The sequence below is a fragment of the Pantoea sp. 18069 genome, assembly GCF_902706035.1.
Taxonomy (GTDB): Bacteria; Pseudomonadota; Gammaproteobacteria; order Burkholderiales; family Burkholderiaceae_C; genus Comamonas.
Window position 1 is genome coordinate 66,121 of the sequence record NZ_CACSJA010000022.1, and the last position, 23,493, is coordinate 89,613.

The 23,493-nt window shown below is 65.8% G+C and carries 19 protein-coding genes; 9 read left to right on the forward strand and 10 right to left on the reverse strand.

Annotation, left to right across the window (positions count from 1 at the left end):
• Nucleotides 1–8: 8 nt before the first annotated feature.
• Together GVL12_RS17160 and GVL12_RS17165 are read left to right on the forward strand one after the other, a co-directional pair.
• Nucleotides 9–827, forward strand: coding sequence for a phosphonate ABC transporter ATP-binding protein (locus tag GVL12_RS17160; protein WP_159916220.1), 819 nt, complete (start codon nt 9–11; stop codon nt 825–827).
• Entirely contained in the window at nt 818–2,374 is a 1,557-nt protein-coding gene (locus GVL12_RS17165; protein WP_159916222.1) for an ABC transporter permease, read from the forward strand. Before GVL12_RS17160 ends, GVL12_RS17165 begins: the two co-directional genes overlap by 10 nt.
• 31 nt (nt 2,375–2,405) lie before the next feature.
• Here GVL12_RS17165 and GVL12_RS17170 read toward each other — a convergent pair whose 3' ends face one another.
• From GVL12_RS17170 to GVL12_RS17185, 4 genes are all read right to left on the reverse strand, one after another.
• Nucleotides 2,406–4,073 carry an ankyrin repeat domain-containing protein gene (locus GVL12_RS17170; protein ID WP_159916224.1) on the reverse strand — a complete coding sequence of 556 codons (1,668 nt, stop codon included), beginning with the start codon at nt 4,071–4,073 and terminating at the stop codon, nt 2,406–2,408.
• 125 nt (nt 4,074–4,198) lie between these two features.
• A complete protein-coding gene (locus GVL12_RS17175) occupies nt 4,199–6,049 on the reverse strand; it encodes an ankyrin repeat domain-containing protein (RefSeq protein ID WP_159916226.1) in 1,851 nt (616 codons plus the stop codon).
• A 190-nt stretch (nt 6,050–6,239) separates the two neighbouring features.
• Nucleotides 6,240–7,538 carry an ankyrin repeat domain-containing protein gene (locus GVL12_RS17180; protein WP_235033895.1) on the reverse strand — a complete coding sequence of 433 codons (1,299 nt, stop codon included), beginning with the start codon at nt 7,536–7,538 and terminating at the stop codon, nt 6,240–6,242.
• A 183-nt stretch (nt 7,539–7,721) separates the two neighbouring features.
• On the reverse strand, nt 7,722–8,594 hold the full coding sequence (locus GVL12_RS17185) for an IclR family transcriptional regulator (protein WP_200843846.1): 873 nt from the start codon (nt 8,592–8,594) through the stop codon (nt 7,722–7,724).
• A 257-nt stretch (nt 8,595–8,851) separates the two neighbouring features.
• On the opposite strand from GVL12_RS17185, the gene GVL12_RS17190 reads away from it, so the two are divergent.
• The 6 genes from GVL12_RS17190 to GVL12_RS17215 all read left to right on the forward strand — a co-directional run bounded on the left by GVL12_RS17190 (nt 8,852) and on the right by GVL12_RS17215 (nt 14,114).
• Nucleotides 8,852–9,613 carry an ABC transporter substrate-binding protein gene (locus GVL12_RS17190; RefSeq protein ID WP_159916230.1) on the forward strand — a complete coding sequence of 254 codons (762 nt, stop codon included), beginning with the start codon at nt 8,852–8,854 and terminating at the stop codon, nt 9,611–9,613.
• Between the two features lie 84 nt (nt 9,614–9,697).
• Nucleotides 9,698–10,357 carry an amino acid ABC transporter permease gene (locus GVL12_RS17195; RefSeq protein WP_159916232.1) on the forward strand — a complete coding sequence of 220 codons (660 nt, stop codon included), beginning with the start codon at nt 9,698–9,700 and terminating at the stop codon, nt 10,355–10,357.
• Nucleotides 10,354–11,085 carry an amino acid ABC transporter ATP-binding protein gene (locus tag GVL12_RS17200; protein WP_159916234.1) on the forward strand — a complete coding sequence of 244 codons (732 nt, stop codon included), beginning with the start codon at nt 10,354–10,356 and terminating at the stop codon, nt 11,083–11,085. The genes GVL12_RS17195 and GVL12_RS17200 overlap by 4 nt, the downstream gene beginning before the upstream one ends.
• A gap of 4 nt (nt 11,086–11,089) precedes the next feature.
• Nucleotides 11,090–12,385, forward strand: a complete 1,296-nt coding sequence (locus tag GVL12_RS17205) for an FAD-binding oxidoreductase (RefSeq protein WP_159916236.1) — start codon at nt 11,090–11,092, stop codon at nt 12,383–12,385.
• Nucleotides 12,386–12,420: 35 nt separating this feature from the next.
• Complete coding sequence (locus GVL12_RS17210; RefSeq protein ID WP_159916238.1) at nt 12,421–13,689, forward strand: FAD-binding oxidoreductase; 1,269 nt, start codon at nt 12,421–12,423, stop codon at nt 13,687–13,689.
• Nucleotides 13,690–13,748: 59 nt separating this feature from the next.
• Entirely contained in the window at nt 13,749–14,114 is a 366-nt protein-coding gene (locus GVL12_RS17215) for a cupin domain-containing protein (protein WP_159916240.1), read from the forward strand.
• Nucleotides 14,115–14,116: 2 nt separating this feature from the next.
• Here the strand turns inward: GVL12_RS17215 and alr are convergent, their stop codons facing one another.
• Nucleotides 14,117–15,199, reverse strand: coding sequence for an alanine racemase (gene alr / locus GVL12_RS17220; RefSeq protein ID WP_159916242.1), 1,083 nt, complete (start codon nt 15,197–15,199; stop codon nt 14,117–14,119).
• Nucleotides 15,196–16,488, reverse strand: a complete 1,293-nt coding sequence (locus GVL12_RS17225) for a D-amino acid dehydrogenase (protein ID WP_159916244.1) — start codon at nt 16,486–16,488, stop codon at nt 15,196–15,198. The genes alr and GVL12_RS17225 overlap by 4 nt, the downstream gene beginning before the upstream one ends.
• A gap of 129 nt (nt 16,489–16,617) precedes the next feature.
• Between GVL12_RS17225 and GVL12_RS17230 the strand changes: the two genes are divergently transcribed.
• Complete coding sequence (locus GVL12_RS17230; protein WP_159916246.1) at nt 16,618–17,082, forward strand: AsnC family transcriptional regulator; 465 nt, start codon at nt 16,618–16,620, stop codon at nt 17,080–17,082.
• Between the two features lie 155 nt (nt 17,083–17,237).
• Here the strand turns inward: GVL12_RS17230 and GVL12_RS17235 are convergent, their stop codons facing one another.
• From GVL12_RS17235 to GVL12_RS17250, 4 genes are all read right to left on the reverse strand, one after another.
• Nucleotides 17,238–19,064 (reverse strand): acyl-CoA dehydrogenase, encoded by a 1,827-nt coding sequence (locus GVL12_RS17235; RefSeq protein WP_159916248.1) that lies wholly within the window; start codon nt 19,062–19,064, stop codon nt 17,238–17,240.
• Between the two features lie 69 nt (nt 19,065–19,133).
• On the reverse strand, nt 19,134–20,309 hold the full coding sequence (locus GVL12_RS17240; RefSeq protein WP_159916250.1) for an acetyl-CoA C-acyltransferase: 1,176 nt from the start codon (nt 20,307–20,309) through the stop codon (nt 19,134–19,136).
• 35 nt (nt 20,310–20,344) lie between these two features.
• Entirely contained in the window at nt 20,345–22,441 is a 2,097-nt protein-coding gene (locus GVL12_RS17245; RefSeq protein WP_159916252.1) for a 3-hydroxyacyl-CoA dehydrogenase NAD-binding domain-containing protein, read from the reverse strand.
• A 355-nt stretch (nt 22,442–22,796) separates the two neighbouring features.
• A complete protein-coding gene (locus GVL12_RS17250; RefSeq protein ID WP_159916254.1) occupies nt 22,797–23,492 on the reverse strand; it encodes an ABC transporter ATP-binding protein in 696 nt (231 codons plus the stop codon).
• Between the last annotated feature and the right edge of the window lies 1 nt (nt 23,493).

Below are 23,493 nucleotides of genomic sequence, written 5' to 3' on the forward strand. Positions count from 1 at the left end.
CCGACCGCATGAGCTTCGAGTTGGACGGCGTGGGCCTGGCCCACGCCAATGGCACCGTCGCGCTGGCCGATATCCGGCTCGCGGCGCGCCAGGGCGAAAGCATTGCGCTGATCGGCCCTTCAGGTGCGGGCAAGACCTCGCTGCTGTCCGTGCTGGGCACGGCATGGGCTGCCCAGCCCGGCCTTCATGGCACGGCGCGGGTGCTGGACGCCGACCTGTCTGCGCTCAATGCGCGGGCGCTGCGCGGCCTGCGCGCGCGCATCGCCACCGTGCACCAGGCACCGCCCCTGCCCGGGCGCCAGCGCGTGGTCACCAGCGTGCTCGCGGGCCGGCTGGGCCAATGGCCGGCCTGGAAGTCGCTGGCCTCGCTCGCCTATCCCATGGACATCGCAGGCGCGCGCGCCGCGCTTACCCGGGTCGAACTCGAAGACAAGCTGTTCGCGCGCTGCGACCAGCTTTCGGGCGGCCAGCTGCAGCGCGCGGGCATTGCGCGCGTGCTCTACCAGCAGGCCGCGCTGGTGCTCGCCGACGAGCCGGTGTCGGCGCTGGACCCGGCGCTGGCATTGGCCACCGTGCGGCTGCTGGTGCATGACGCCGCCCAGCGCGGCGCGACGCTGGTCGCCAGCCTGCACGCGGTCGACCTCGCGCTCGGCTGCTTTGCGCGCATTGTCGGCATCCAGCGCGGGCGCATCGTTTTCGACCTGCCCGCAGCCCAGGTCAGCGAAGCACAGTTGCAGGCCTTGTATGCGGGCGAAGACCAGCCGTTGCCCACGCTGGCGGCGCCCCAGGCCGCCGCAGCCATCCTACCCATGAACGCATGCCACTGAAACCCGCGCAGCGCGACCCCGCGAGCCTCTCGCGCCTGGCCCATGCAGTGCTCGCGCTGTGCGTTCTCTGGCCGCTGTTCGAGGCCGCCGAAGTGCGCCCCGGCGCGCTGTTCGAGCCCGGCAACCTGGCCGTCATCGGCAACTTTCTGGCCGCTTTCCTGCCGCCGGCGACGGGCAGCGAGTTCCTGGCCTACCTGGGCCAGGCGACGCTGCAGACGCTGGCGATCGCGACGGCCGGCATGGCGCTGGCCTGTGCGCTGGCCATCCCCCTCGCCTATCTGGTCAGCGCCGCGGGCCGCGACCGGCCCACGCTCAACCCGCTCACACGCAGCCTGCTCACCGTGCTGCGCGGCATTCCCGAACTGGTCTGGGCGCTGGTGTTCGTGCGCGTCTTCGGTCTAGGGCCGGCCGCGGGCGTGCTCGCGCTGGGCCTGACCTATGGCGGCATGCTGGCCAAGGTCTATGCCGAAATCCTCGAATCGACCGACCCGGCGCCCGCGCGCGCGCTGCGCCACAGCGGTGCGCGCCGGCCGCTGGCGATTCTCTACGGGCTGGTGCCGCAGGCGGCGAAGGAGCTGGTCTCGTACACCGTCTACCGCTGGGAATGCGCGATCCGCGCGTCGGTGGTGATGGGCTTTGTCGGCGCGGGTGGTCTGGGTCAGCTCATGGACCAGTCGATGAAAATGCTCAATGGCGGCGAGGCCGCGAGCATTCTGCTCACCTTCCTCGCGCTGGTGTTCGCGGCCGACGCGCTCTCGCACGGGCTGCGCCGCGCGCTCGATGCCTCGCCTGGCACGCGGCCCTCGCCCTGGGGCTGGCGCAGCGGCGGCGGCGCAGCGACGCTGGTGCTTGCCGTCTGGGCGAGTTTCCGGCTGCTCGACATGGATCTGTGGGCGCTGTTCTCGCGCGAGTCGGCCGGCGCCATGGGCCAGTTCGTCGCGAGCTTCTTTCCCATGGACCTGAGCGCCGACTGGCTGCGCCGCGTCGCCGTCGGCACCTGGGAGACGCTCGCGATCTCGGTGGTCGGCACGCTGCTCGCGGCGGTGCTGGGCCTGCTGCTGGCGCTGGCGCCGCTGCGCCCCGTAAGCCATTTCCTGCTGAACCTGCTGCGCTCGGTGCCCGAGCTGGTCTGGGCGACCATCACCGCGCTGGCCGTGGGCCTGGGCCCGTTCGCGGGAGCCCTGGCGCTCGCGCTGCACACCAGCGGCGTGCTCGGCCGGCTGTATGCGCAGGCACTGGACAATGCGCCGCCCGCGCCGGCGTCGGCCCTGCGCCTGAGCGGCGCCGGCAAAGGCCTGGCATTTCTGTTCGGCACGCTGCCCGGCGCAGGCCCGCAGCTGATCGCCTATACGCTGTACCGCTGGGAAATGAACATCCGCATGGCGGCGATCCTGGGCTTTGTCGGCGCGGGCGGCCTGGGGCAACTGCTGTATTTCGAGCTGTCGCTATTCCACTATGCCCAGTCCGCCACGGTGATCGTCGCCATGCTGGCGCTGTCGATCGCCGTCGACCAGGCCAGCGCCTGGCTGCGCCGCAGAATGCGCTGAACACCGGGCCGGTGCCGGGCCGCCTGCACGCTCACTGGCTGTGGAGGTCCGCCCCCACCACCGTGGCCGTGGGCGGCGCCCCCCACCAGGACGCATCGTCCATCGCCCCGGACGCGACCGCCTGATCCAGCACAAGCCGGCTTTCACCGCCATGGTCGCCACCGCCCCTCGCGTGCGCAGCTGCATTCCAGCCGGCGCTGGCGTGATCGACGTCATAGGTATCACCCGGGCCATGGGGTTTGTCGCCGATCGAAAGCACGGCGGCATCCAGCAATGCCTCGACCACCTCGGCATGCCCATGGCTGGCCGCGAGCAGATGTGCCGCGCATCCCTGCAGATTGACGGCATGGAGATTCGCGCCGGCGCCCGCCAGCAGATGCACGACGGCCAGGTGTCCACCGCGGGCTGCATGCAACAGCGCGGAATCACCATTGCAGTCGACAGCCTCCATCTCCGGCTCCGCGGTCAGCAATACCTCCGTCAGGGTCACGTACCCCTGTTGCGCCGCGAACATCAGCGGGGTCAAGCCGCCCTCGTTGCGGGAATGGACGTCCTTGCCTGCTTTGCGCAGGGAGTCCAGCGCGGAAGCAAACGGGGTGAGGCCGTAGTGGTTGGCGGCATGCACATCCGCGCCGCAGGCCCGCAGGGTGTCCATTGCGCCCCATTGTTCGCAGCGTGCCGCGTGCATCAGCGCGGTGTCACCGTTCGGGGTCGCGGCATCGACATTCGCTCCAGCGACCACCAGCACTTCCATCTTGGCCTGGTAGCCTCTTTGCGCAGCGTCCATCAGCAGGGTCAGACCGTGATCGCCCGGGGCGTTGATGTCCACTCCCAGAAATGTCTCGAGCATGGCGGCAGCCGGAGTCATGCCTTGATGGTTGACGGCATGCGGATCCGCTGCGCGGCCGCGCAACAGGTCTATCGTCTCCCATTGTCCAAAGCGCGCCGCGTGCATCAGCGCAGTGTCGCCTTCGCTGTCGACAGCACTGATCGCGGCGCCGGTGTCCAGCAGCATGCACGCCGTGGCCGAATGCCCGAAGTGCGCCGCAATCAGCAGCGCAGTCGCATCGTTATGGGCCCTGGCATCAATGTCCGCTACCGCGTGGCGCAACGCGTTCACGATCTCCAGCTGTGCGTGCCTCGCCGCATGCATCAGCGCGGACACACCGAACTCGTCCACGGCATCGACGTTCGCCCCAGCTGCCATCAGCGCCGTTGCCATGGCCAGCTCCCCCATGCGCGCTGCGACCATCAGCGCGGTTGCGCCAGCATCGTTTGCGGCATGAATGTCCGCGCCGGCTTCCCGCAGCGCGTCCACCACGGCCCGGTGCCCATGGCCCGCCGCGAATATCAGCGCGGTCGTACCCTGATGGTCCCTGGCATGGATGTCCGCTCCCGCCTGGCGCAACATGTCCACCACGGCCAGGTGCCCCTGGTCCGCCGCCTGCATCAGCGCGTCGTGACCATCAAGGTTCCGGGCATGCATATCTGCTCCCGCCGTCCTCAACGCTGCGACCACATCCAGGCGTCCCCGGTAAGCCGCGATCATCAGCGCGGTGTTGCCGTCTCTGACGGCATTGACGTTCGCGCCGGCGGCCACCAGCGCGGCGACGGCCGGACCGTCGCGCGCATCAAGCAACTGCCCGCTGCAGTAGTCGTCAAAGACAACGGCATCTGGATTGTTTGTCTGGTCCGGCATGGTGGCTTGAGCCTGCACAAAAGGATGGATTTGAATAATCCATTTATTTATATTTCAATAACTTATTGGTATTTCATCGCGACTTTTTTGATCACGGACGCGACGCCGCCTTCGAGGTCCGCAGCTCAATGGCTGTGGAAGCTCGCGTCCTCCACCCTGACCCCCGTCAGGTCCGCACTTTCCATCGCCTCGACCGGAGGGTCTGACAGCGGCCCGCTTTCAACGCCATGCTCCCAGCCGCCCATTGCGCCGGCAGCGTCATCCAGACCGCCACCCTCATCGGTCCCATTGCGCTCATCGAAGCTGCGCGCGGCGCTGTCGACGGCATCACTGTCCGCTGCCGCGGCCAGCAGCACTTCCAACTGGGTCCAGCTCCCACTTTGCGCCAAACGCATCAACGAGGCCGAAGCGTAGTGGTCTTGGGCATGGCGACCGTCCGCAGCCGTGTGCAAAGTTTGCATCGCGGCCGCAAAAGGGGTGATGCCGTGGGAGTTGGCCGCATGCACATCCGCTCCGAGGCTGCGCAGGCTGTCCATTGCGCCCCATTGCCCAGCGCGTACCGCATGCATCAACGCAGTGTCTCCGTCATGGACTGCGGCATCGACATCCGCGCCCGCCGCCACCAGCGCTTCTATCAGGGTCAAATACCCCTCTTGCGCCGCGATCATCAACAGGGGCAGGTCGCCACCCAAGGGAGCGTTGACGTCTATTGACTCCAGCATTTCCTGCACGATCCCCGCAGGCGTCTCGCCCACATGGTTGGCGGCATGCATATCCGCGCCATGAAAACGCAGGATATCCATTAACTCCCATTCCTCCATCCATGCGGCGTGCATCAGCGCAGTGTTGCCGTCGTTGTCGACCGCATCGATTCCTGCCCCTGCCGCCGCCAGCAGAGCCAGGATTTCCGGCTGCCCATAATAGGCCGCACGAATCAGCGCAGTAGCGCCGTCTCCGGATCTGGCATGGATGTCCACATCCCCAGCCAGCAACGCCTGAAGCACCAGCAAGTATCCTTTCTCTGCCGCCAGCATCAGCGCGGTATCGCCCTCTTCGGTCCTGGCACGCGTGTCGGCCCCCGCTTGCAACAGCACGTGCACCATGCCCAGGTGTCCCTCGTGGACTGCAATCAGCAGCGGCGTAAAACCAGAATCGGAGGCGGCTTCAATGTCAGCGCCCCCTGCCAGCAACGCGTCGACCATGTCCGCATTTCCAAGACACGCTACGTTCATCAGCGCGGTGTAGCCATGTTCGTCCCTGGCACCCGTGTCGGCGCCCGCTTGCAACAGCGCGCGCACCACGCCCAGGTATCCATTGCCGGCCGCTATCATCAGCGGCGTCACACCCGAATCGGTGGCGGCGTCAATGTCGGCGCCCGCTTGCACCAGCGCGTGCACCACGCCCAGGTGTTCATTGCAGGCCGCCGTCAGCAACGGCGTCACACCCGAATCGGTGGCGGCTTCAATGTCGGCGCCCGCTTGCACCAGCGCGTGCACCACGCCCAGGTGTCCATTGCAGGCCGCCGTCAGCAACGGCGTCCGACCCGAATCGGTGGCGGCTTCCATGTCGGCGCCCCCTGCCAGCAACGCGTCCACCATGTCCGGATTTCCGATGCTCGCCGCGAGCATCAGCGCGGTGGTGTTGACCGCGTCCCTCGCATCCACGTTCGCGCCGGCACCCAGCAGCACGGCTATCGCAGGCAGGTCTTCGCGCATCGTGGCCAGTGTCAGTGCAGTATTGCCGTTTTGGTCCCGGGCATCGACGTCCGCACCCGCTTTCAGCAGTGCTTTCATCATGCCCAGACGGCCTTCGCCCACCGAGTTCATCAGCCTGGTGCAACCCTTTGCATCGAGGGCATTGATGTCCACTCCGGCTGTCACCAGTTCGGCGACGGCCCGCTCGTCGCGCGCATCGGTCTCCCGGGCGATGCGGCCGTTGCGGTCGGTGGCATGGATAGGTGTTGTGTTGTTCGGCATGGTCTGTGGATGTGAAGCGGCGCAAACCAAGGCTTGCCGGATGATTTAATTTAATTAATAAAATTAAATTTTAATAGTTTTAAACTATTTTGTGTTGTCAGGATTTTTTGATTTCGGCCTGCGCCTCAGCTGGAACCTCACCGGCCTGCTGCGCCAGCGCACGGACCGCGCAGGCACCTGCCGACAGCCGCTACTGGGGCATGCACCAGGAGCCATTTGCCATCGCCTCGCAGGCTTGCGCGTAGTCGGTCAACGGCCGGCTTTCATCGCCATATTCCCCATCGCCCATGGCGCAGGCAGCGTCATTCGGGCCGGCACTGCCATCGTCCCGGTCACTGTCGCCATGCCAGTCGCTGTCGAACCGTTGGCCTGGCGCATTCCCGCCATCCGGGCCGCCCGAGCGATCGCAGTCGCCAGTCCCCGGGGCCAGCAGCAATTCCACCAGCGTCCAGTACCCGCGTTGCGCGGCGAACATCAGCGGAGTCAAGCCGTCATCGTCCAGGGCATTGATGTCCACGCCCCCGAATAAATCCGCGATGCAGGACGCCGGTGTTTCCCCCTGATGGTTGGCGGCATGCAGATCCGCTCCGTAGGTGCGCAATACATCCGCCGAGGCCCATTGCCCACCGTATGTCGCGTGCATCAGCGCGGTATTGCCGTCGTTGTCGACCACATCGACCGTTGCTCCGGCGCTCGCCAGTGCAGACACTGCGGTCGACAGCCCGGTGCCGGCCGCCATCATCAGCGCGGTCTCACCCTCAGCGGTTTGGGCCTCGATATCCGCACCCGCGGCCAACAACGCGTTCATGATCGTCAAGTTTCCGTGGCCCGCCGCAATCGTCAGCGCGGTGTCGCCATCCTGGTTCCTGGCATGAATGTCCGCACCCGCTTGCAGCAGCGCGTTCACCATGTCCGCATGCTCGCCGTAAGCCGCGAACAGCAGCGCGGTCCAGCCCGCATCGGTTGTGGCATGAATGTCCGCACCCGCTTTCAGCAGCGCCTGCACCGCAGCCAGGCGTCCAAGGAGCGCCGCCAGCATCAACGCGGTATCCCCGAGGTGGGTTCTGGCATCGATGTCCGCACCCGCTTGCAGCAGCGCGCTGACCACGGGCACATGCTCGCGGCCCGCCGCAAGCATCAGCGCACTGGCGCCATCAAGATTCCTGGCATGAATGTCCGCGCCCGCTTCCCGCAGTGCATCCACCACGGCCAGGTACCCCTCGCCCGCAGCGAGCATCAGCGCAGTGTCCCCGCTGTGGGCCCTGGCATGAATGTCGGCACCCGCTTGCCGCAGCATATCAACCACTTGCAGGTGCCCATGGCAGGCCGCGAGCATCAGCGGGGTCGCCCCGTCGCAGGCCCTTGCCTGAACGTCGGCGCCGGCGGCAAGCAAGGCTTTCACCTCGTCCCATCGCCCCATGCCGGAGGCAATCATCAGCGGGGTGTAGTTCTGCGTGGCAGGGGCATCGAGAGGGCTTGCATTCAGCATGGCGATGGGGCCTGCATGGCGGGTTTGCAATGCAGTTATTTAATTAAAATTAAATATTAATAGTTTTAACCTATGAATTTTTGTCAGATTTTTACGCGTATCGGTTGAGGCGCCAACGCCAGAACCCACAGGCTGTTGGACCTACAGCCCGGACTGCAGCGCGCGGCCCAGCGCAGGGGGTGCTCAGCTGCGAAGCGGGCTCTGCGCCCCCGCATCCGACCCGCCCTCGCCCCGCGGTATCCGCAGCTCCGTGCGAAACGGCCGCTGCGCTGCCACGTTGGGCGGCGTGGTGGAGATCAGGCGCGCCGTCTCCAGCATCAGCGGCACGAATTTGGCGATCGCGCGTTTGACGGTCCATGCCGTCGACGACACGGACAGGTTGAGCCCGGCAATGATGTTGCCCGCCCCATCCCTCACCGGTACCGCCAGGGCCAGATCGCCGCGGTAGAACTCCTCGTCGCAGTACGCAAAGCCGTCTTCGCGCGCGCGCTGCACGAGCGCCATCAACGCATCCACATCGGTGACCGTTTTCGGCGTGTAGCGCACCCGGTCGCTGCGCGACAGGATGGTGTGCGCTTCATCGTCGGACAGGCCGGACAAATAGGTGCGGCCCGTCGAGGCACAGAACATGGGAATGCGCTGACCGATGGGCATGTGCATGATCAAGCGCACCAGGCTGGAGAAGCGCCCGATGTACACCATGCTGTCGCCCGCGGGTTCGGCCAGGTTCACCGTCTCGCCGCAGCGCTGGTTCAGGTCCAGCAGATAGGGGTTAGCGCGCTCGAGCAGGGGGTGGGACTGCAGGTACTGGTAGCCCGCGTCCAGGTTCGCCGACGACAGCGAGTACCGCTTCGAGTGCGGGTCCTTGTTCAGCATGCCCAGCGCTTCCAGCGTGAACGCAAACCGCTGGGCCGCGCTCTTGGAGATGCCGACCGCCGCAGCGATCTCCGGCAGGCTCATGGACGAGCGCTCGGAGTTGAACGCTTTCAACACCGACACGCCAGTGGCCAGCGACTGCACGTACAGGGTGGACGATTCCGGGTTCACAGTGCTCATGGTTGTATCGCTTAAAGATATACGTCTACTGTATAGAAATACGATTCAACATTCCCCTTGAGGACCAAAGAATCAGGCAAAAACCAGTGAATCCACGGGTAATCACTTATTTTTTTCCGATAAAACACCGCACCTATCCGCGCATTCTTGACTACCATTGCGTCAATGAATCGCTAAGCAATTCATTCGTATTGAATAGCAATACGACAACCACCGACAGATGCATTCCGCAAACATCCAACCACTGAAAGCTTCTCATGTTGAAAATTGCCCTGAAATCGCTGGTGGCTGCGGCCTGCGTGGCCTTCGCCTTTTCCTCAGCCCACGCGCAGCAAGCCGTCATCAAGGTCGGCGCGACGCCGACCGCCGTGCCCTTCAACTTCCTCAACCCCAAGACCAACACGCTGGAAGGCGTGATGGTGGACGTGGCCCAAGCGGTGGGCAAGGAACTGGGCGTCACGCCCGAGATCTCGGGCATCCCCTTCGCCACGCTGATCCCGTCGCTGCAGACGAAAAAGATCGACATGATCTCGTCGGCCTTCGCCAAGACCCCCGCGCGCGCCGAAGTGGTGGACTTCTCCGACATCGTGCTGACCTACAAGGAAGCCCTGCTGGTGCCCGTGAATGACACCAAGGCCTATCGCAACTACGACGACCTCAAGGGCAAGATCGTTGGCGTGCAGATGGGCACGTCCTATGTCGAGCCGCTCAAGGCCGTCCAGGGATTCAAGGAACTGAAGATGTACGACACCATGGCCGATCTGGTGCGCGACATCGCCCTGGGCCGCCTGGAAGCCGGTTTCGGCGACGGCCCGGTCGTGGCCTACCAGGTGCGCATGTCCGCCTCCAAGCAGGTGCGCCTGGTCGATACCTACGAGAGCCTGCTGGCCACCGACATCGCCCTGGCCGTGCGCAAGGGCGACACCGAGACGCTGGCCAAGCTCAACGCCGCCATTGCCAAGATCAAACAGAACGGCGTGCTGGCCGACATCCTGAAAAAGTGGGGCGTGCCGCAGTAACGCGACCGCCCACCTGCGCCTGCCCCGCACTTGCCGGGTGCCGGGGCTGCGCAGACCCTGTTCCTTTTTGCCAAGGCGCCTGAAATGTTCGACACTTTTTTCAGCGATGCGGTTGAGTACCTTCCTGTCCTCATGCAGGGGGTCTTGACGACCATCGCCATCACCGTTGCTGCGTTGCTCATCGCCACGCTTTTAGGCCTTTTCTGGGCTTTGCTGCGCGTTTCGGGCATACGCCCCCTGGCCCATGCCAGCCGCATTCTCACCAACCTGATCCGCGGCGTGCCTATCGTCGTCGTGCTGTTCTACATGTACTTCGTGCTGCCCGACTTCGGCATCAGCCTGAGCGCATTCCAGGCCGGTGCGCTGGGTCTGGGCATTGCGTACTCGTCGTACATGGCCGAAGTGTTCCGCGCGGGCATCGACGCCGTGGACGTGGGCCAGTACGAGGCCGCGCAATCGCTGGGCATGTCGCGCGCCAAGGTGATGCGCCGCGTGATCTTCCCGCAGGCGTTCAAGATCGCGCTGCCCCCCTACGGCAACAACCTGGTGATGATGCTCAAGGACTCTTCCCAGACCGCCGTCATCACCGTCGTCGAACTGTCGATGCAAAGCAAGCTGATCTCTGCCGCCACGTTCAAGAGCGCCACCATCTTCACGCTGGTGGCCCTGATTTATCTCGCCATGAGCCTGCCCATGATGTATGGCGTGGGCAAGCTCGAGCGCCGTCTGGGGAACCGCAAATGATCAAGATCGAGCAACTGAGCAAGTCCTACGGCGCCCATCAGGTGCTGTCGAACATCGACGCCGAGATCCGGCACGGCGAAGTGGTCTGCCTGATCGGCCCGTCGGGCTCGGGCAAGTCGACCATGCTGCGCTGCATCAACGGCCTAGAGCAGTACCAGGGCGGCCGCATCACCATTGACGACGTGCGCGTGGACGCGGACTCGGCCAGTATCCGGCAGATCCGCCAGCGCGTGGCCATGGTGTTCCAGCGCTTCAACCTTTTCCCGCACCGCACCGCGCTGGAAAACGTGATGGAAGGGCCGGTCCACGTCAAGAACGAGAGCGTTGCCCAGGCCAGGGAACGTGCGCGCGACATCCTGGCCTCCGTGGGCCTGGCGGAAAAGATGGCCCATTACCCCAACCAGCTCTCGGGTGGGCAACAGCAGCGCGTGGCGATTGCGCGCGCTCTGGCCATGCAGCCCGACGCCATCCTGTTTGACGAACCCACGTCGGCGCTGGACCCGGAACTGGTCGGCGAAGTGCTGGGAGTCATGCGCAAGCTGGCGGAAAAAGGCATGACCATGGTCATCGTGACCCATGAGATGAAGTTCGCCCGCGAGGTCTCTGACCGTGTGCTGTTCCTCGACGGCGGCCGCATTGCCGAGCAAGGCCCTTCCGAGCAGGTGCTGACCCAGCCGCGCAATGAACGCATGCAGGACTTCCTGCGCCGCGTCACGCATGCCGGGTAAGGCCATGGGCGCCGAACTTTTCGCGCCCTGCGCGTCGCTCTGGGCCGCCACGGCATCACCGCGCGCCACCGGCATGGCGGTGCAAGCGCCCCTGCAGGTCGACGTGGCCGTCATCGGCGGCGGCGTCACCGGACTGTCGGCCGCCTTGCACCTGGCCCAGGCCGGCGTGCAGGTCGCGCTGTTCGAGGCCTTTGAAGTCGGCCACCGCGCCTCGGGCCGCAATGGCGGCCAGGTCGTCCCCGGCTTCAAGCCCCTTCCCTCGGCGCTGATCAAGCGCTTTGGCGAACAGGCCGCGCGCCGCATGATGCGCCTGGGCTACGGCTGCGCCGACGAGTTGTTCGCGCTCGTGGAGCGCCACCGGATCGACTGCCACCCCACGCGCAATGGCTGGTTGCAGGGCGCGTATTCGCAGGCCTCCAGCGACTACCTGGCCCGCCGCTCGCGCGAGATCAACGCCCACGGAGGCACCACGCGCTATCTCGACCGGGACGCGGTGCGCGCCGCCACCGGCTCCGACTACTGGCCCAGCGGCTTGCTCGAGGAAAGTGCGGGCGCCGTGCAGCCGCTGGAGTATGCGCGCGGCCTGGCACGCGCGGCGGCCGATCTGGGCGCCACGCTCTACGAGCATTCGCCGGTGCAGGCCATCACCAGCGTGTCGCGCGGATTTCAGCTGCAAATCAACGGCCATGCGGTGCACGCCCGGAAAGTCATCGTGGCGACCGATGCGTACACCGACCGGTTGGTCCCCCAGGTCGCGCAGTCTTATGTGAATGTGGCCAGTGCGCAGATCGCCACCGATCCGCTGCCCGCGGCCCTGCAGCAAAGCCTGCTGCCGCTGCGCGCGGGGATTTCCGAAACCCGCAAGATCACCTATTACTGCCGCATCGATCCCGAGGGGCGCTTCGTCATTGGCGGACGGGGCCGCAACGGCGACCACCTCGACCCCGCCACCCGCGAGCAACTGCGCAAAGCGGCATGCGAGCGCTTCCCGCATTTGAACGACCTGCCCTTCACCCACGGCTGGGCCTGCCGCGTGGGCATGACCATAGACGACCTGCCCCACCTGCACCAACTGGCCGACGGGCTGTGGACCGCGTACGGCTACTGCGGCCGTGGCGTGGCCATGGGCACGACCCTCGGGCGGGTGCTGAGCGAGGCCGTGCGCGACACGCCCGCCTCGGCGCTGGAGTTTCCCGTCACGCCCGTCAAGCGGCTGCCCCTGTACCCCGTGCGCCAGCTCAGCGCGATGGCCGCGCTGCAGTGGTATCGGCTGCGCGACGCAATGGGCCATCCCGGCTGAGCCGGCTTCTTTTCATTTCCTCCTTTTCCCGCACCATGTCTTCCTCACTTCCACAGCAAGTCGACGTCGCCATCATTGGCGGCGGCATCATCGGCATCAGCACGGCCTGGGCACTGACCAAGGCCGGCCTGCGCGTCGCCGTCTTTGAAAAAGGCGTACTCGCGGGCGAACAGTCGTCGCGCAACTGGGGCTGGATCCGCAGCATAGGCCGCGACCCTGCGGAGCTGCCACTGGCGCGCCGCGCCAACAGCCTTTGGCGCGAGATCCAGCAACAGGTGGACGTGGGCTACCGGCAGATCGGTCTGGCCTACCTGGGCGAGAACGCGGCCGACCAGGCCGAGCACGAAGCGTGGCTGGCCTCGGCCCGCCAGCACCCCACGGGCGTGCGCCTGCTCACCGGAGAGGCCGTGCAGAAGATGCTGGCCGAACCTTCCAAGCGCCCATGGACCAGTGCACTGCACAGCGACGAGGACGGCGTGGCCGAACCCCAGCTTGCCACCGCCGGCATCGCGCAACTGGCGCGGGCCGCGGGCTGCCAGATCTTTGAACAGTGCGCGGTGCGCGGTCTGGACATCGTCGCCGGCCGAGTCGCGGGCGTGGTCACCGAGCACGGCCGCGTGGCGGCGACGCGCGTCGTGCTCGCCGGCGGCGCCTGGAGCCGCCTGATGTGCGGCAACACCGGCGTCTTCCTGCCGCAGCTCAAGGTGCATGGCTCCGCTCTGCGCACGCAGGCCCGCCCCACCCAGCTGGACCTGCCCATCAACGGCAAGGACTTCACCTGCCGCCCCCGTGCGGATGGTGGCTACACGGTCTCCAAGCTCTCGGCCTCGGTGGCCGACGTGACGCCCGACAGCTTTCGCCTGCTGCCTCTGTACCTGCGCGCCTGGATGGCGCAAAAGCAGCTCCTCAAGATCCGCTTCGGGCGGCGCTTCTTTCAGGAGCTGTTCACACCCACGTGCTTTGCACTCGACAAGCCCACGCCGTTCGAGAAAACCCGCACGCTAGACCCCGGACCCAACCCGGGCTCCGTGCACGCCGCCCTGCGCCAACTGCAAAAGGCGTTCCCGATTTTTGAAGGCGTGGAGGTGGCCCAGGCCTGGGGCGGCATGATGGACGTCACGCCCGACGCCCTGCCCGTGATCTCGGCGGTGGACTCCATCCCGGGTTTCTTCATTGGCACCGGCTTCAGTGGCCACGGTTTTGGCATAGGCCCGGCCGCCGGCGAGCTGCTGGCCGAGCTGGTGCAAGGCACGGCGACCACCGTCGAGCACCACGCCTTTCGCCTCTCGCGGTTTCGCGCCTGACGGCGCGGCGGCCCGCGGATTGCATCGCCTCCCCTTCCATTCCCATGAGCACCGATTCCATGACAAGCCCTCAACCCAAGCTGGTGCGCTGGCACACTGCCGAACTGATCGACCCCGTTGCAGGCGTGCCCAAGCGCCCGCTGTCGGGCCACACCCGGACCCTGACCATGAATGCCTTCGAAGGCCATGGCGGCAAGGCCTCGGCCGGTGTCTGGCAAGCCACCGCAGGCAGCTTCCGCTCGGACACCACCGGCTACATCGAGTTCTGCCACATCGTGGAGGGCAGCTGCCGCGTCGTCGACCCGGACGGCACGGTGCACGCCCTGAAAGCGGGCGACCCCTTCGTCATGCCCGAAGGCTACAAGGGCCACTGGGAAGTGGACGAGTTCGTCAAAAAGGTGTACTTCGTGGTCGTCACGGCCTGAGCTTACTGCCCCGGACGCGCTCCCGTGTAGACCTTGCGCACGCGCTTCACATTGCACAACAGCTCATAGGAAATGGTCTGCGCACGGGCCGCGACCTCGTTGATGGCGATGTTCTCGCCCCAGAATTCGACCTTGCTGGAGATGCCGCAGCCGGGCAGCTCGGTGAGGTCGACCGCGAGCATGTCCATGGAAACCCGCCCGACGATGGTGCTGCGCGCACCGTCGATACCGACGGCCGTGCCGTTGCCCGCAGCCCGGGGATAGCCATCCGCATAGCCCATGGCGACCAGTCCGATGCGCATGGGGCGATCCGCGGTGAAGCTGCCGCCATAGCCGACGCAGTCGCCGGGCAGGATGTCACGCACCGCGAAAATCTCGCTTTCCAGGCGCATGACGGGCGACAGCCTTGCACGGGGCTGCGCCAAGGGGCTGGCGCCATACAGCGCAATGCCGCAGCGGCCCCAGTCCCGGCGCGCGCCAGGCCATGCCAGGATGCCGGCCGAGTTGCACAGGCTGCGGTCGCCCGCGAGATGCTGCGTGGCCGTATCGAACGCGTGGATCTGCTGCCGGGTCATGTCCACGTCCAGCTCATCGGCGCGCGCAAAGTGCGTCATCAGCACAATGCGGTTCACGGCCACGCAGGCGCTCAGGCGCGCATGGGCGCTGCGGATGGCCGCCAGGCCAAAGCCCGCGCGTCGCATGCCGGTGTCGACCTTGAGCCAGACGTCCAGGCTCTTGGCAGGCAGCCTGGCGTGCTCCAGCATCTGCAGCTGTTCTTCGTGGTGCACCACGGTCCACAGTCGTTGCTGGTGAAACTGCTGCAGCTCGTGCTCGGAGAAGAACCCTTCCAGCACCAGGATGGGAGATTGAATCCCGCTCTCGCGCAACGCCGCGGCCTCCTCCCCGAAGGCCACGCCGAAGCCGTCGGCTTGGGGCGCCAGGTGGTGGGCGCATTGCACTGCGCCGTGGCCGTAGGCGTCCGCTTTGAGAATGGCGAGCGTGCGACCGCCATGCTGGCTGCGCGCCACGCCATAGTTGCGCGCGAGCGCGGCCAAGTCGATGAAAGCGCGGGCCGGGCGGCTCATGCTGACACCGGGAAAGTGTGGCGTGCGCGCGGCGCGGCGTGCGCGTAGCGGTTGAGCGCCAGGCCCGCCGGATTGATTGCGGGCGTGCGGCCGGTGATGATGTCGGAAATCAGCTTTCCCGAGCCGCAGGCCATGGTCCAGCCCAGGGTGCCGTGTCCGGTGTTCAGGAAGAGGTTGTGATACCGCGTTCCGCCGATGATGGGCGTGCCGTCGGGCGTCATGGGGCGCAATCCTGTCCAGAAAGAGGCGCGCTCCAAGTCGCCGCCGGGGAACAGGTCGCGCGTGACCATCTCCAGGGTGGCGCGCCGCGCCGGGTTCAGGCCCAGATCGAATCCACTGAGTTCCGCCATTCCGCCGACACGGATACGCTCGTCGAAGCGGGTGATGGCAATCTTGTAGGTCTCATCCAGCACGGTGGATACCGGCGCGAGGGATTCGTCGACCACCGGAATCGTCAGCGAGTAGCCCTTGACGGGATAAACGGGAATATTCAGGCCCAGGGGCTGCAGCATGTCGCGCGAATAGCTGCCCATCGCCAGAACATAGCGATCGGCCTGGATCAGCTCCTGGCCCACCTTCACGCCAAGAATGCGGCGCCCATCGCTGGCGAGCGCGCTGACCTGCTGGCCAAATTGAAACTTCACGCCGTTTTGCTGTGCCAGCCGGGCGAGTTCGCGGGTGAACATCTGGCAGTCGCCGGTCTCGTCGCCGGGCAGGCGCAGGCCACCGGCCAAGGGGCTGCGGGAGAATGCGAGCGCAGGCTCCGCAGCTGCCACGCCGTACGCATCGAGCAGCTCGTAGGCCACGCCGCATTCCTCCAAAACGGCAATGTCGCGCTTGGCCGCTTCGAGCTGCGCCTGCGTTCTGAACAGCTGCAGCGTACCTCCCGTGCGGTGTTCGTACTCGATACCCGTGGACGCACGCAAATCACGCAGGCAGTCGCGGCTGTATTCGGCCACGCGCATCATGCGCTCCTTGTTGATGACATAGCGCTGATCCGTGCAATTGCGCAGCATGGCCGCAATCCACTGCAACTGCCAGAGGCTGCCGTCCGGACGCACGGCCAGGGGCGCGTGTTTTTGAAACATCCACTTCAAGGCTTTGAGCGGAATGCCCGGGGCCGCCCATGGCGTGGAGTAGCCGGGCGACACCTGGCCGGCGTTGGCAAAGCTGGTCTCCAGCCCTGCGGCCTGCTGGCGATCCACCACGGTGACCTCGGCCCCGGCCTGGGACAAATAGTATGCCGTTGCCGTGCCCACCACCCCACTACCCAAAACAACGATTTTCATGGAGAAATCCACAGTAGCCAATGAATTCAGCGACTATATGAGTTATCACCTTGTGTATTTAACGGACTTTTTGTACAATCTCCGTGTATTTCACTTTTGCAATGTGAATTTATCGAAGAAGGCCGTTGAATGAGCGATCTGGATAAATTGGATCTCAAAATCCTGTCCCAGCTGCAGAAAAATGGGCGAATGTCCATCACCGAACTGGCGGAGCACATCGGCCTTTCCGCATCGGCGTGTGCGGAGCGGGTGCGCCGGCTGGAGCGCGACAAGGTCATCACGGGCTACCACGCGCGCGTCAGTCCTGCGGCGGTGGGCAAGGCACTGCTGGTGTTCGTGGAGATCAAGCTGACCACGAAGTCCGAGGAAGTCTTCGAGCGCGTCAAACGGGAATTGCTGCTGGTGCCAGAAGTGATGGAGTGCCACCTCGTTTCGGGTGGCTTTGACTACCTGGTGAAGTTCAGGCTGCGTGGCATGGCGGAATACCGTCAGCTGCTGGGCACCATCTTGAAGCGGCTGCCCGTGCCTGCGGAATCGCACAGCTATGTCGTCATGGAGGAGATCAAGGACGATCTCTCGCTGCAACTGGGCTGATGGAACTCAGCGCCTGGTGCCGGGCGCGGCCTGGGCAAACCGGGCACTCGGCTCCCAGAAAGGGGGCAGCGGGTGGGTGGCCCGCCCTTTGCCCGATGGCCATCGTCCATGCCTGCAGCAGCGCATGGTCGGCCGCATAGCCGCGCGGTCCTGTCTCAGAACCCGGCTTCGTCCATGTCCGCGCAGGTCATGTCGCGCGTGCGCACCACGTTGAGCCAGGCGCCAATCCGCGGCAGCTCGTAGCGGAAGAAATAGCGCGCCGCCGTGCGCCGGCCGGTGTTCGCGGGCGACTGCGCATCGCCGCCCAGCGTGGCGCGGGCGACGTCTAGCCACATCCAGGCCAGCACCACATGGCCCAGCGCCTGCATATAGGGCACGGCGTTGGCCAGCGCTTCACCCGGATCGCCCGTGGCCCAGGCGGCCTCGGTCGCGGCCAGCGCCTGCTGCAGCGCGGCGGCGAGTTCCCGGGCCGACTCGGCCAGCTCGGGAACGTGCGTCGCCGCCACAATGCTGGCTTCAATGCGCGCGGCCAGCAGCTGCAGGCCGCGGCCGTTGTCCATGCGCACCTTGCGGCCCAGCAGGTCCATGGCCTGGATGCCGTGCGTGCCTTCGTGGATCATGTTGAGCCGGTTGTCGCGCCAGTACTGCTCGACCTGGAAGTCGCGCGTATAGCCATAGCCGCCGTGGATCTGTATCGCCAGCGAATTGGCCTCGAGGCAGAACTCGCTGGGCCAGCTCTTGGCGATCGGCGTCAGCACCTCGAGCAGCAGCCGCGCCTCGTCGGCGGCCTGCGCATCACCGGTGTGCTGCTCGTCCACCAGGCGCGCGCAGTAGAGGTTCAGCGCCAGCGCGCCTTCGCCATAGGCTTTTTGCGCCAGCAGCATGCGCTTGACGTCGGCGTGCTCGATGATGCGCACCTGGGGCCGGGTCGCGTCCTTGCCGCCGGCTCCCATGGGGCGGCCCTGCGGACGGTTCTGCGCGTAGTCGAGGCTCGCGTAGTAGCCCGCGAGGCCCAGCATGGTCGCGGCCATGCCGATCGAGATGCGCGCCTCGTTCATCATGTGGAACATGCACTGCAGGCCCTTGCCGGGCTCGCCCACCAAGTAGCCGATCGCGCCGGCCGCGCCGCGCACCGGGTATTTGCCTTCGCCGAAATTGAGCAAGGTGTTCGTGGTGCCGCGCCAGCCGAGCTTGTGGTTCAGGCCCGCGAGCGCGACGTCGTTGCGCTCGCCGGTCAGCGCGCCTGCGGTGTCGACGAGCTGCTTGGGCACGATGAACAGCGAGATGCCCTTGACGCCCGGCGGCAGCTGGCCATCGGCGCCGGGAATCTTGGCCAGCACCAGGTGCACGATGTTCTCGGTGAGCTCATGGTCGCCCGACGAGATCCACATCTTGTTGCCCTTGAGCCGAAAGCGCGGGCCCAGCGGATCGTCCTCGGCGCCCTCGCCGTCCAGCGTTGCGCGCGTTGCGATATCGGACAGCGAAGAGCCGGCCTGCGGCTCGGACAGGCACATGGTGCCGGCCCAGCGGCCGTTGAATTCATTGAGCGCGAAGACCTGCTTCTGCAGATCGCTGCCATGCGCCATCAGCGCGCTCGCATTGCCCGAGGTCAGCATGTTGGAGCCTATGCTCACGGAAGCCGCGGCAAAGAAGCTGTTGGCCGCCGACTCGAGCGTATACGGCAGCTGCATGCCGCCAATGTCGTAATCCTGGGCCGCGCCGAGCATGCCCGACTCGGCATAGGCCAGACGCGCGGCGTGCGTGCAGGCCGGCAGGATGACTTTCTCGCCGTCGAAGCGCGGCTCCTCGGTATCGACGGTGCGGTTGAACGGCGCGTACTTGTCGCGCGCGATGCGCTCGCAGGTGTCGAGCACCGCGTCGAACGTTTCACGCGAATGGTCGGCAAAGCGCTCGCGCGCGTTCAGCGCTTGCACCTCCAGCCAGTCGTACAAAAGGAAATCCAGCGTCGCGCGCAAACCCATGGTCCACTCCTCACTCATAGAAACAAATCGGGCCGCAACATGCGGCCCGGAACATATCAACCCAAGCGCTTACAGCACTTCGAAAATACCGGCCGCGCCCATGCCCCCGCCAATGCACATGGTCACGCACACCCGCTTGGCGCCGCGGCGCTTGCCTTCGATCAGCGCATGGCCCGTGAGGCGCTGGCCCGAGACGCCATAGGGGTGGCCCAGCGCGATCGCGCCGCCGTTGACGTTCAGGCGATCGGCCGGAATGCCCAGCTTGTCGCGGCAGTAGAGCACCTGCACGGCAAACGCCTCGTTGAGCTCCCACAGATCGATGTCCTCTACCTTCAGGCCCAGCTTCTTGAGCACCTTGGGCACGGCGAACACCGGGCCAATGCCCATTTCATCGGGCTCGCAGCCCGCGACCGCGAAGCCCAGGAAGCGCCCCAGGGGCGTGAGGCCGTTGCGCCCCGCATAGTCTTCGCTCACAACGACGCAGGCGCCCGCGCCGTCGGAGAACTGGCTCGCATTGCCGGCCGTGATCAGGCCGCCGGGCAAGGCACTGCGCAGGCCGCTGATGCCTTCCTTGGTCGTGCCTTCGCGCGTGCCTTCGTCCTTGTCCACGGTGACTTCGCGCGTGATCAGGCCGCGCAGCTTGTCGACCACGCCGGCCGTGACGGTGATGGGCGCGATTTCCGCGTCGAACAGGCCCGCGGCCTGGGCTGCGCAGGCTTTTTGCTGGCTGCCCGCGCCGTATTCGTCCATGGCATCACGGCCAATGCCATAGCGCTGGGCCACGGTCTCGGCAGTCTGCAGCATGCTCCAGTAGATCTCGGGTTTGCTGCGCAGCAGCGCCGGGTCCTGCAGCATGTGCTGGTTCATTTCCTGCTGCACGCAGGAGATCGACTCGACGCCGCCGGCCACATAGACTTCGCCTTCGCCGGCGATGATGCGCTGGGCCGCGGTGGCGATGGTCTGCAGCCCCGACGAACAGAAACGGTTGATGGTCATGCCCGAGGTGGTCACGGGCAGGCCCGCGGCCAGCGCGATCTGGCGCGCGATGTTGGCGCCGGTCGCGCCTTCGGGCGTGGCGCAGCCCATGATCACGTCATCGACGGCGGCGGCATCGATGCCGGCGCGCTGCACGGCGTGCCTGACGGCATGGCCGCCCAGCGTCGCGCCGTGGGTCATGTTGAACGCACCCTTCCAGCTCTTGGCCAGGGGGGTGCGGGCGGTGGAAACAATCACTGCGGAAGTCATGGAATATCCTTGGGAATTCGTTCGTCTGGCAACGCTTACTGAAAGGTCTTGCCTTCGGCTGCAAGCCGGGCCAGCAGCGGCGCGGGTTGCCAGAACGCCGCATCGTCGTGCGGGTTCTGTGCAAAGCGGTTCATTGCCTGGACCACGTTGACCAGGCCGACTTCGCCCGCGTAATGCATGGGGCCGCCGCGGTGGATGGGGAAGCCATAGCCCGTGAGATAGACCATGTCGATGTCGCCGGACTTGCCTGCGATGCCGTCCTCGAGAATGTGCGCGCCTTCATTGACCAGCGAGAACACCAGGCGCTGCACGATTTCCTCGTCGGAAATCTTGCGCGGCGTGATGCCGTTGTCCTTGCGGTGCTGCTCGATCATCTTGTTGACCAGATCGGAAGGAATCGCGTCGCGCTTGCCAGCCTCATAGTCGTACCAGCCCGCGCCGGTCTTCTGGCCAAAGCGGCCCAGTTCGCAGAGTCGGTCGGCCGTCGCGCTGTACTTCATGTCGGCGCGCTCCACGGCGCGGCGCTTGCGTATCGCCCAGCCGATATCGTTGCCCGCGAGATCGCCCATGCGAAACGGTCCCATCGCGAAGCCGAACTTCTCCACGGCCTTGTCGACCTGCTGGGGCGTCGCGCCTTCGTCGAGCAGGAAACCGGCCTGGCGGCTGTACTGCTCGATCATGCGGTTGCCGATGAAGCCGTCGCAAACGCCCGACACCACGGCCGTCTTCCTGATCTTCTTGGCCAGCTGCATCACGGTGGCCAGCACATCCTTGGCGGTTTCCTTGCCGCGCACCACTTCGAGCAGCTTCATCACGTTGGCCGGGCTGAAGAAGTGCATGCCCACCACGTCCTGCGGGCGCTGGGTGAACGCGGCGATCTTGTCGACATCGAGCGTCGAGGTGTTGGACGCGAGAATCGCGCCGGGCTTGGCCACGGCGTCGAGCTGCTTGAACACGGTTTCCTTCACGCCCAGCTCCTCGAACACGGCTTCGATGATCAGGTCGGCGTGCTTGAGGTCGTCATAGGACAGCGTGGTGCTCAGCAGCGCCATGCGCTCTTCGTACTTCTCGGGCTTGAGCTTGCCCTTCTTGACCTGCGATTCGTAGTTCTTGCGAATCGTTGCCACACCGCGGTCCAGCGCTTCCTGCCTGGTTTCCAGGATGGCCACGGGAATGCCGGCGTTGAGGAAGTTCATCGCAATGCCGCCGCCCATGGTGCCCGCACCGATCACGCCCACGCTGCGAACTTCGCGCTGCGCCGTGCCCGAAGGCACGTCGGCAATCTTCGACGCCGCGCGCTCGGCCAGGAACAGGTGGCGCAGCGCACGCGACTCGGGCGTGAACATCAAATGGGTGAACAGCTCGCGCTCGGTCTGCATGCCCGCGTCGAACTTGCCCACGGATGCAGCCACCGCATCGACGCACTTGCCGGGCGCGGGGAAATTCTTCGCCATGCCCTTGACCATATTGCGCGCGAACTGCAGATAGGCCTCGGCCTGGGGGTGCTTGCACGGCAGGTTGCGCACCAGCGGCAGCGGGCGCTGGGCAGCGATCTTCTGGGCAAAGGCGCGCGCCTCGGACGGCAGCGACTCCGCCGAAGCCGCCACCAGATCGAACAGCTTCTGGCCGGGAATGGCCGCGAGCATTTCGCTTTGCACCGCTTCGCCGCTGACGATCATGTTCAACGCCGTTTCCAGCCCCAGCAGGCGCGGCAGGCGCTGCGTGCCGCCGGCACCGGGCAGCAGGCCGAGCTTGACTTCGGGCAGCGCGACGGCCGTCTTGGGCGCGACCACACGGTAGTGGCAACCCATGGCCAGCTCCAGCCCCCCGCCCATGCAGACCGAATGGATCGCGGCGACCACCGGCTTGGCCGACTGCTCGATCACCTTGATCACGGACAGCAGATGGGGCTCCTGGGTCGCGCGCTCGGTGCCGAACTCGGTGATGTCGGCCCCGCCCGAAAACGCCTTGCCCGCGCCCGTGATGATGATCGCCTCGATGCTCGCATCGGCATTCGCCCGGTTCAGCCCCTCGACGACGGCGCGGCGCGTGGCCAGGCCCAGGCCGTTGACCGGCGGATTGTTCAGCGTGATGACGGCGATGGAGCCGTCCTTCTGGTAGTCAGCGCTCATGCGGTTGTCCCTTGTGGAATGGAAAAGAACGATCGTGCGTTTTATTGTAGAAACTTGGGCGCAAATGACCAGTGGGGTTTGTCTCGCCTGGGACAAGGGGGTTGGCATACATCCTGGCCATGACGAAGAATGGTTGCGCACTATCGAGCCGGCCGTTCATCCTTCGACAAGCTCTGGACGAACGGTTTGAGCGGCTTGTCCTGTGAAACTGGCGCGGCCCAGCGTGGGGGCACCGAGCAAGGGCCGCCCCGCAGCGAGGGTGTCGTCCCTTAGCCGGGCGCCCCCCTCCACCGAAGGTTGAAAGGGGGAAGGCGGGGCCCGCCCAGGGCGTTAGCGCCTCAGGGGGTGCTTACTTTTATACCTCCAGCCACTCCTTGCGCACTTTCTCATCCGCCCGCAAGCCATCCGGCGTGCCGTCAAAGACAATCGCCCCATGCCCCATCACCAGCGCGCGGTCCGAGATGCGCATGGCGATCGTGAGTTTCTGCTCGATCAGCAGCACGGCGATGCCGCGCGCCTTGATCGTCTGCAGGTATTCGCCCACGAGTTCGACGATCTTGGGCGCCAGGCCTTCGGTAGGCTCGTCGATGATGATCAGGTCGGGGTCGCCCATCAGCGTGCGGCACAGCGTGAGCATCTGCTGCTCGCCGCCCGACATCACGCCGGCCTCGGTGTGCTGGCGCTCCTTGAGGCGCGGGAACATCGCGTACATGTCGTCGAAGCTCCAGCGGCTGCCCTTGCCCTTGCCTTTCTGGCCCAGCAGCAGGTTCTGGTGCACCGTGAGGTTGGGAAAGACGTCGCGGCTTTCGGGTACGTAGCCAATGCCGCGGTGGGCGATCTCGTAGGCCTTGCGGCCCTGGAGCTTCTCGCCTTTCCACTCGAGCGTACCTTCCCAGTCGACCAGGCCCATCACGGCCTTGGCCGTGGTCGAGCGGCCCGAGCCGTTGCGGCCCAGCAGCGCGACGATTTCACCGGGCCGGACCTCGAAGTCCACGCCATGGAGCACATGGCTCTTGCCGTAATAGGCATGCAAGTTGGCAATCTTCAGCATC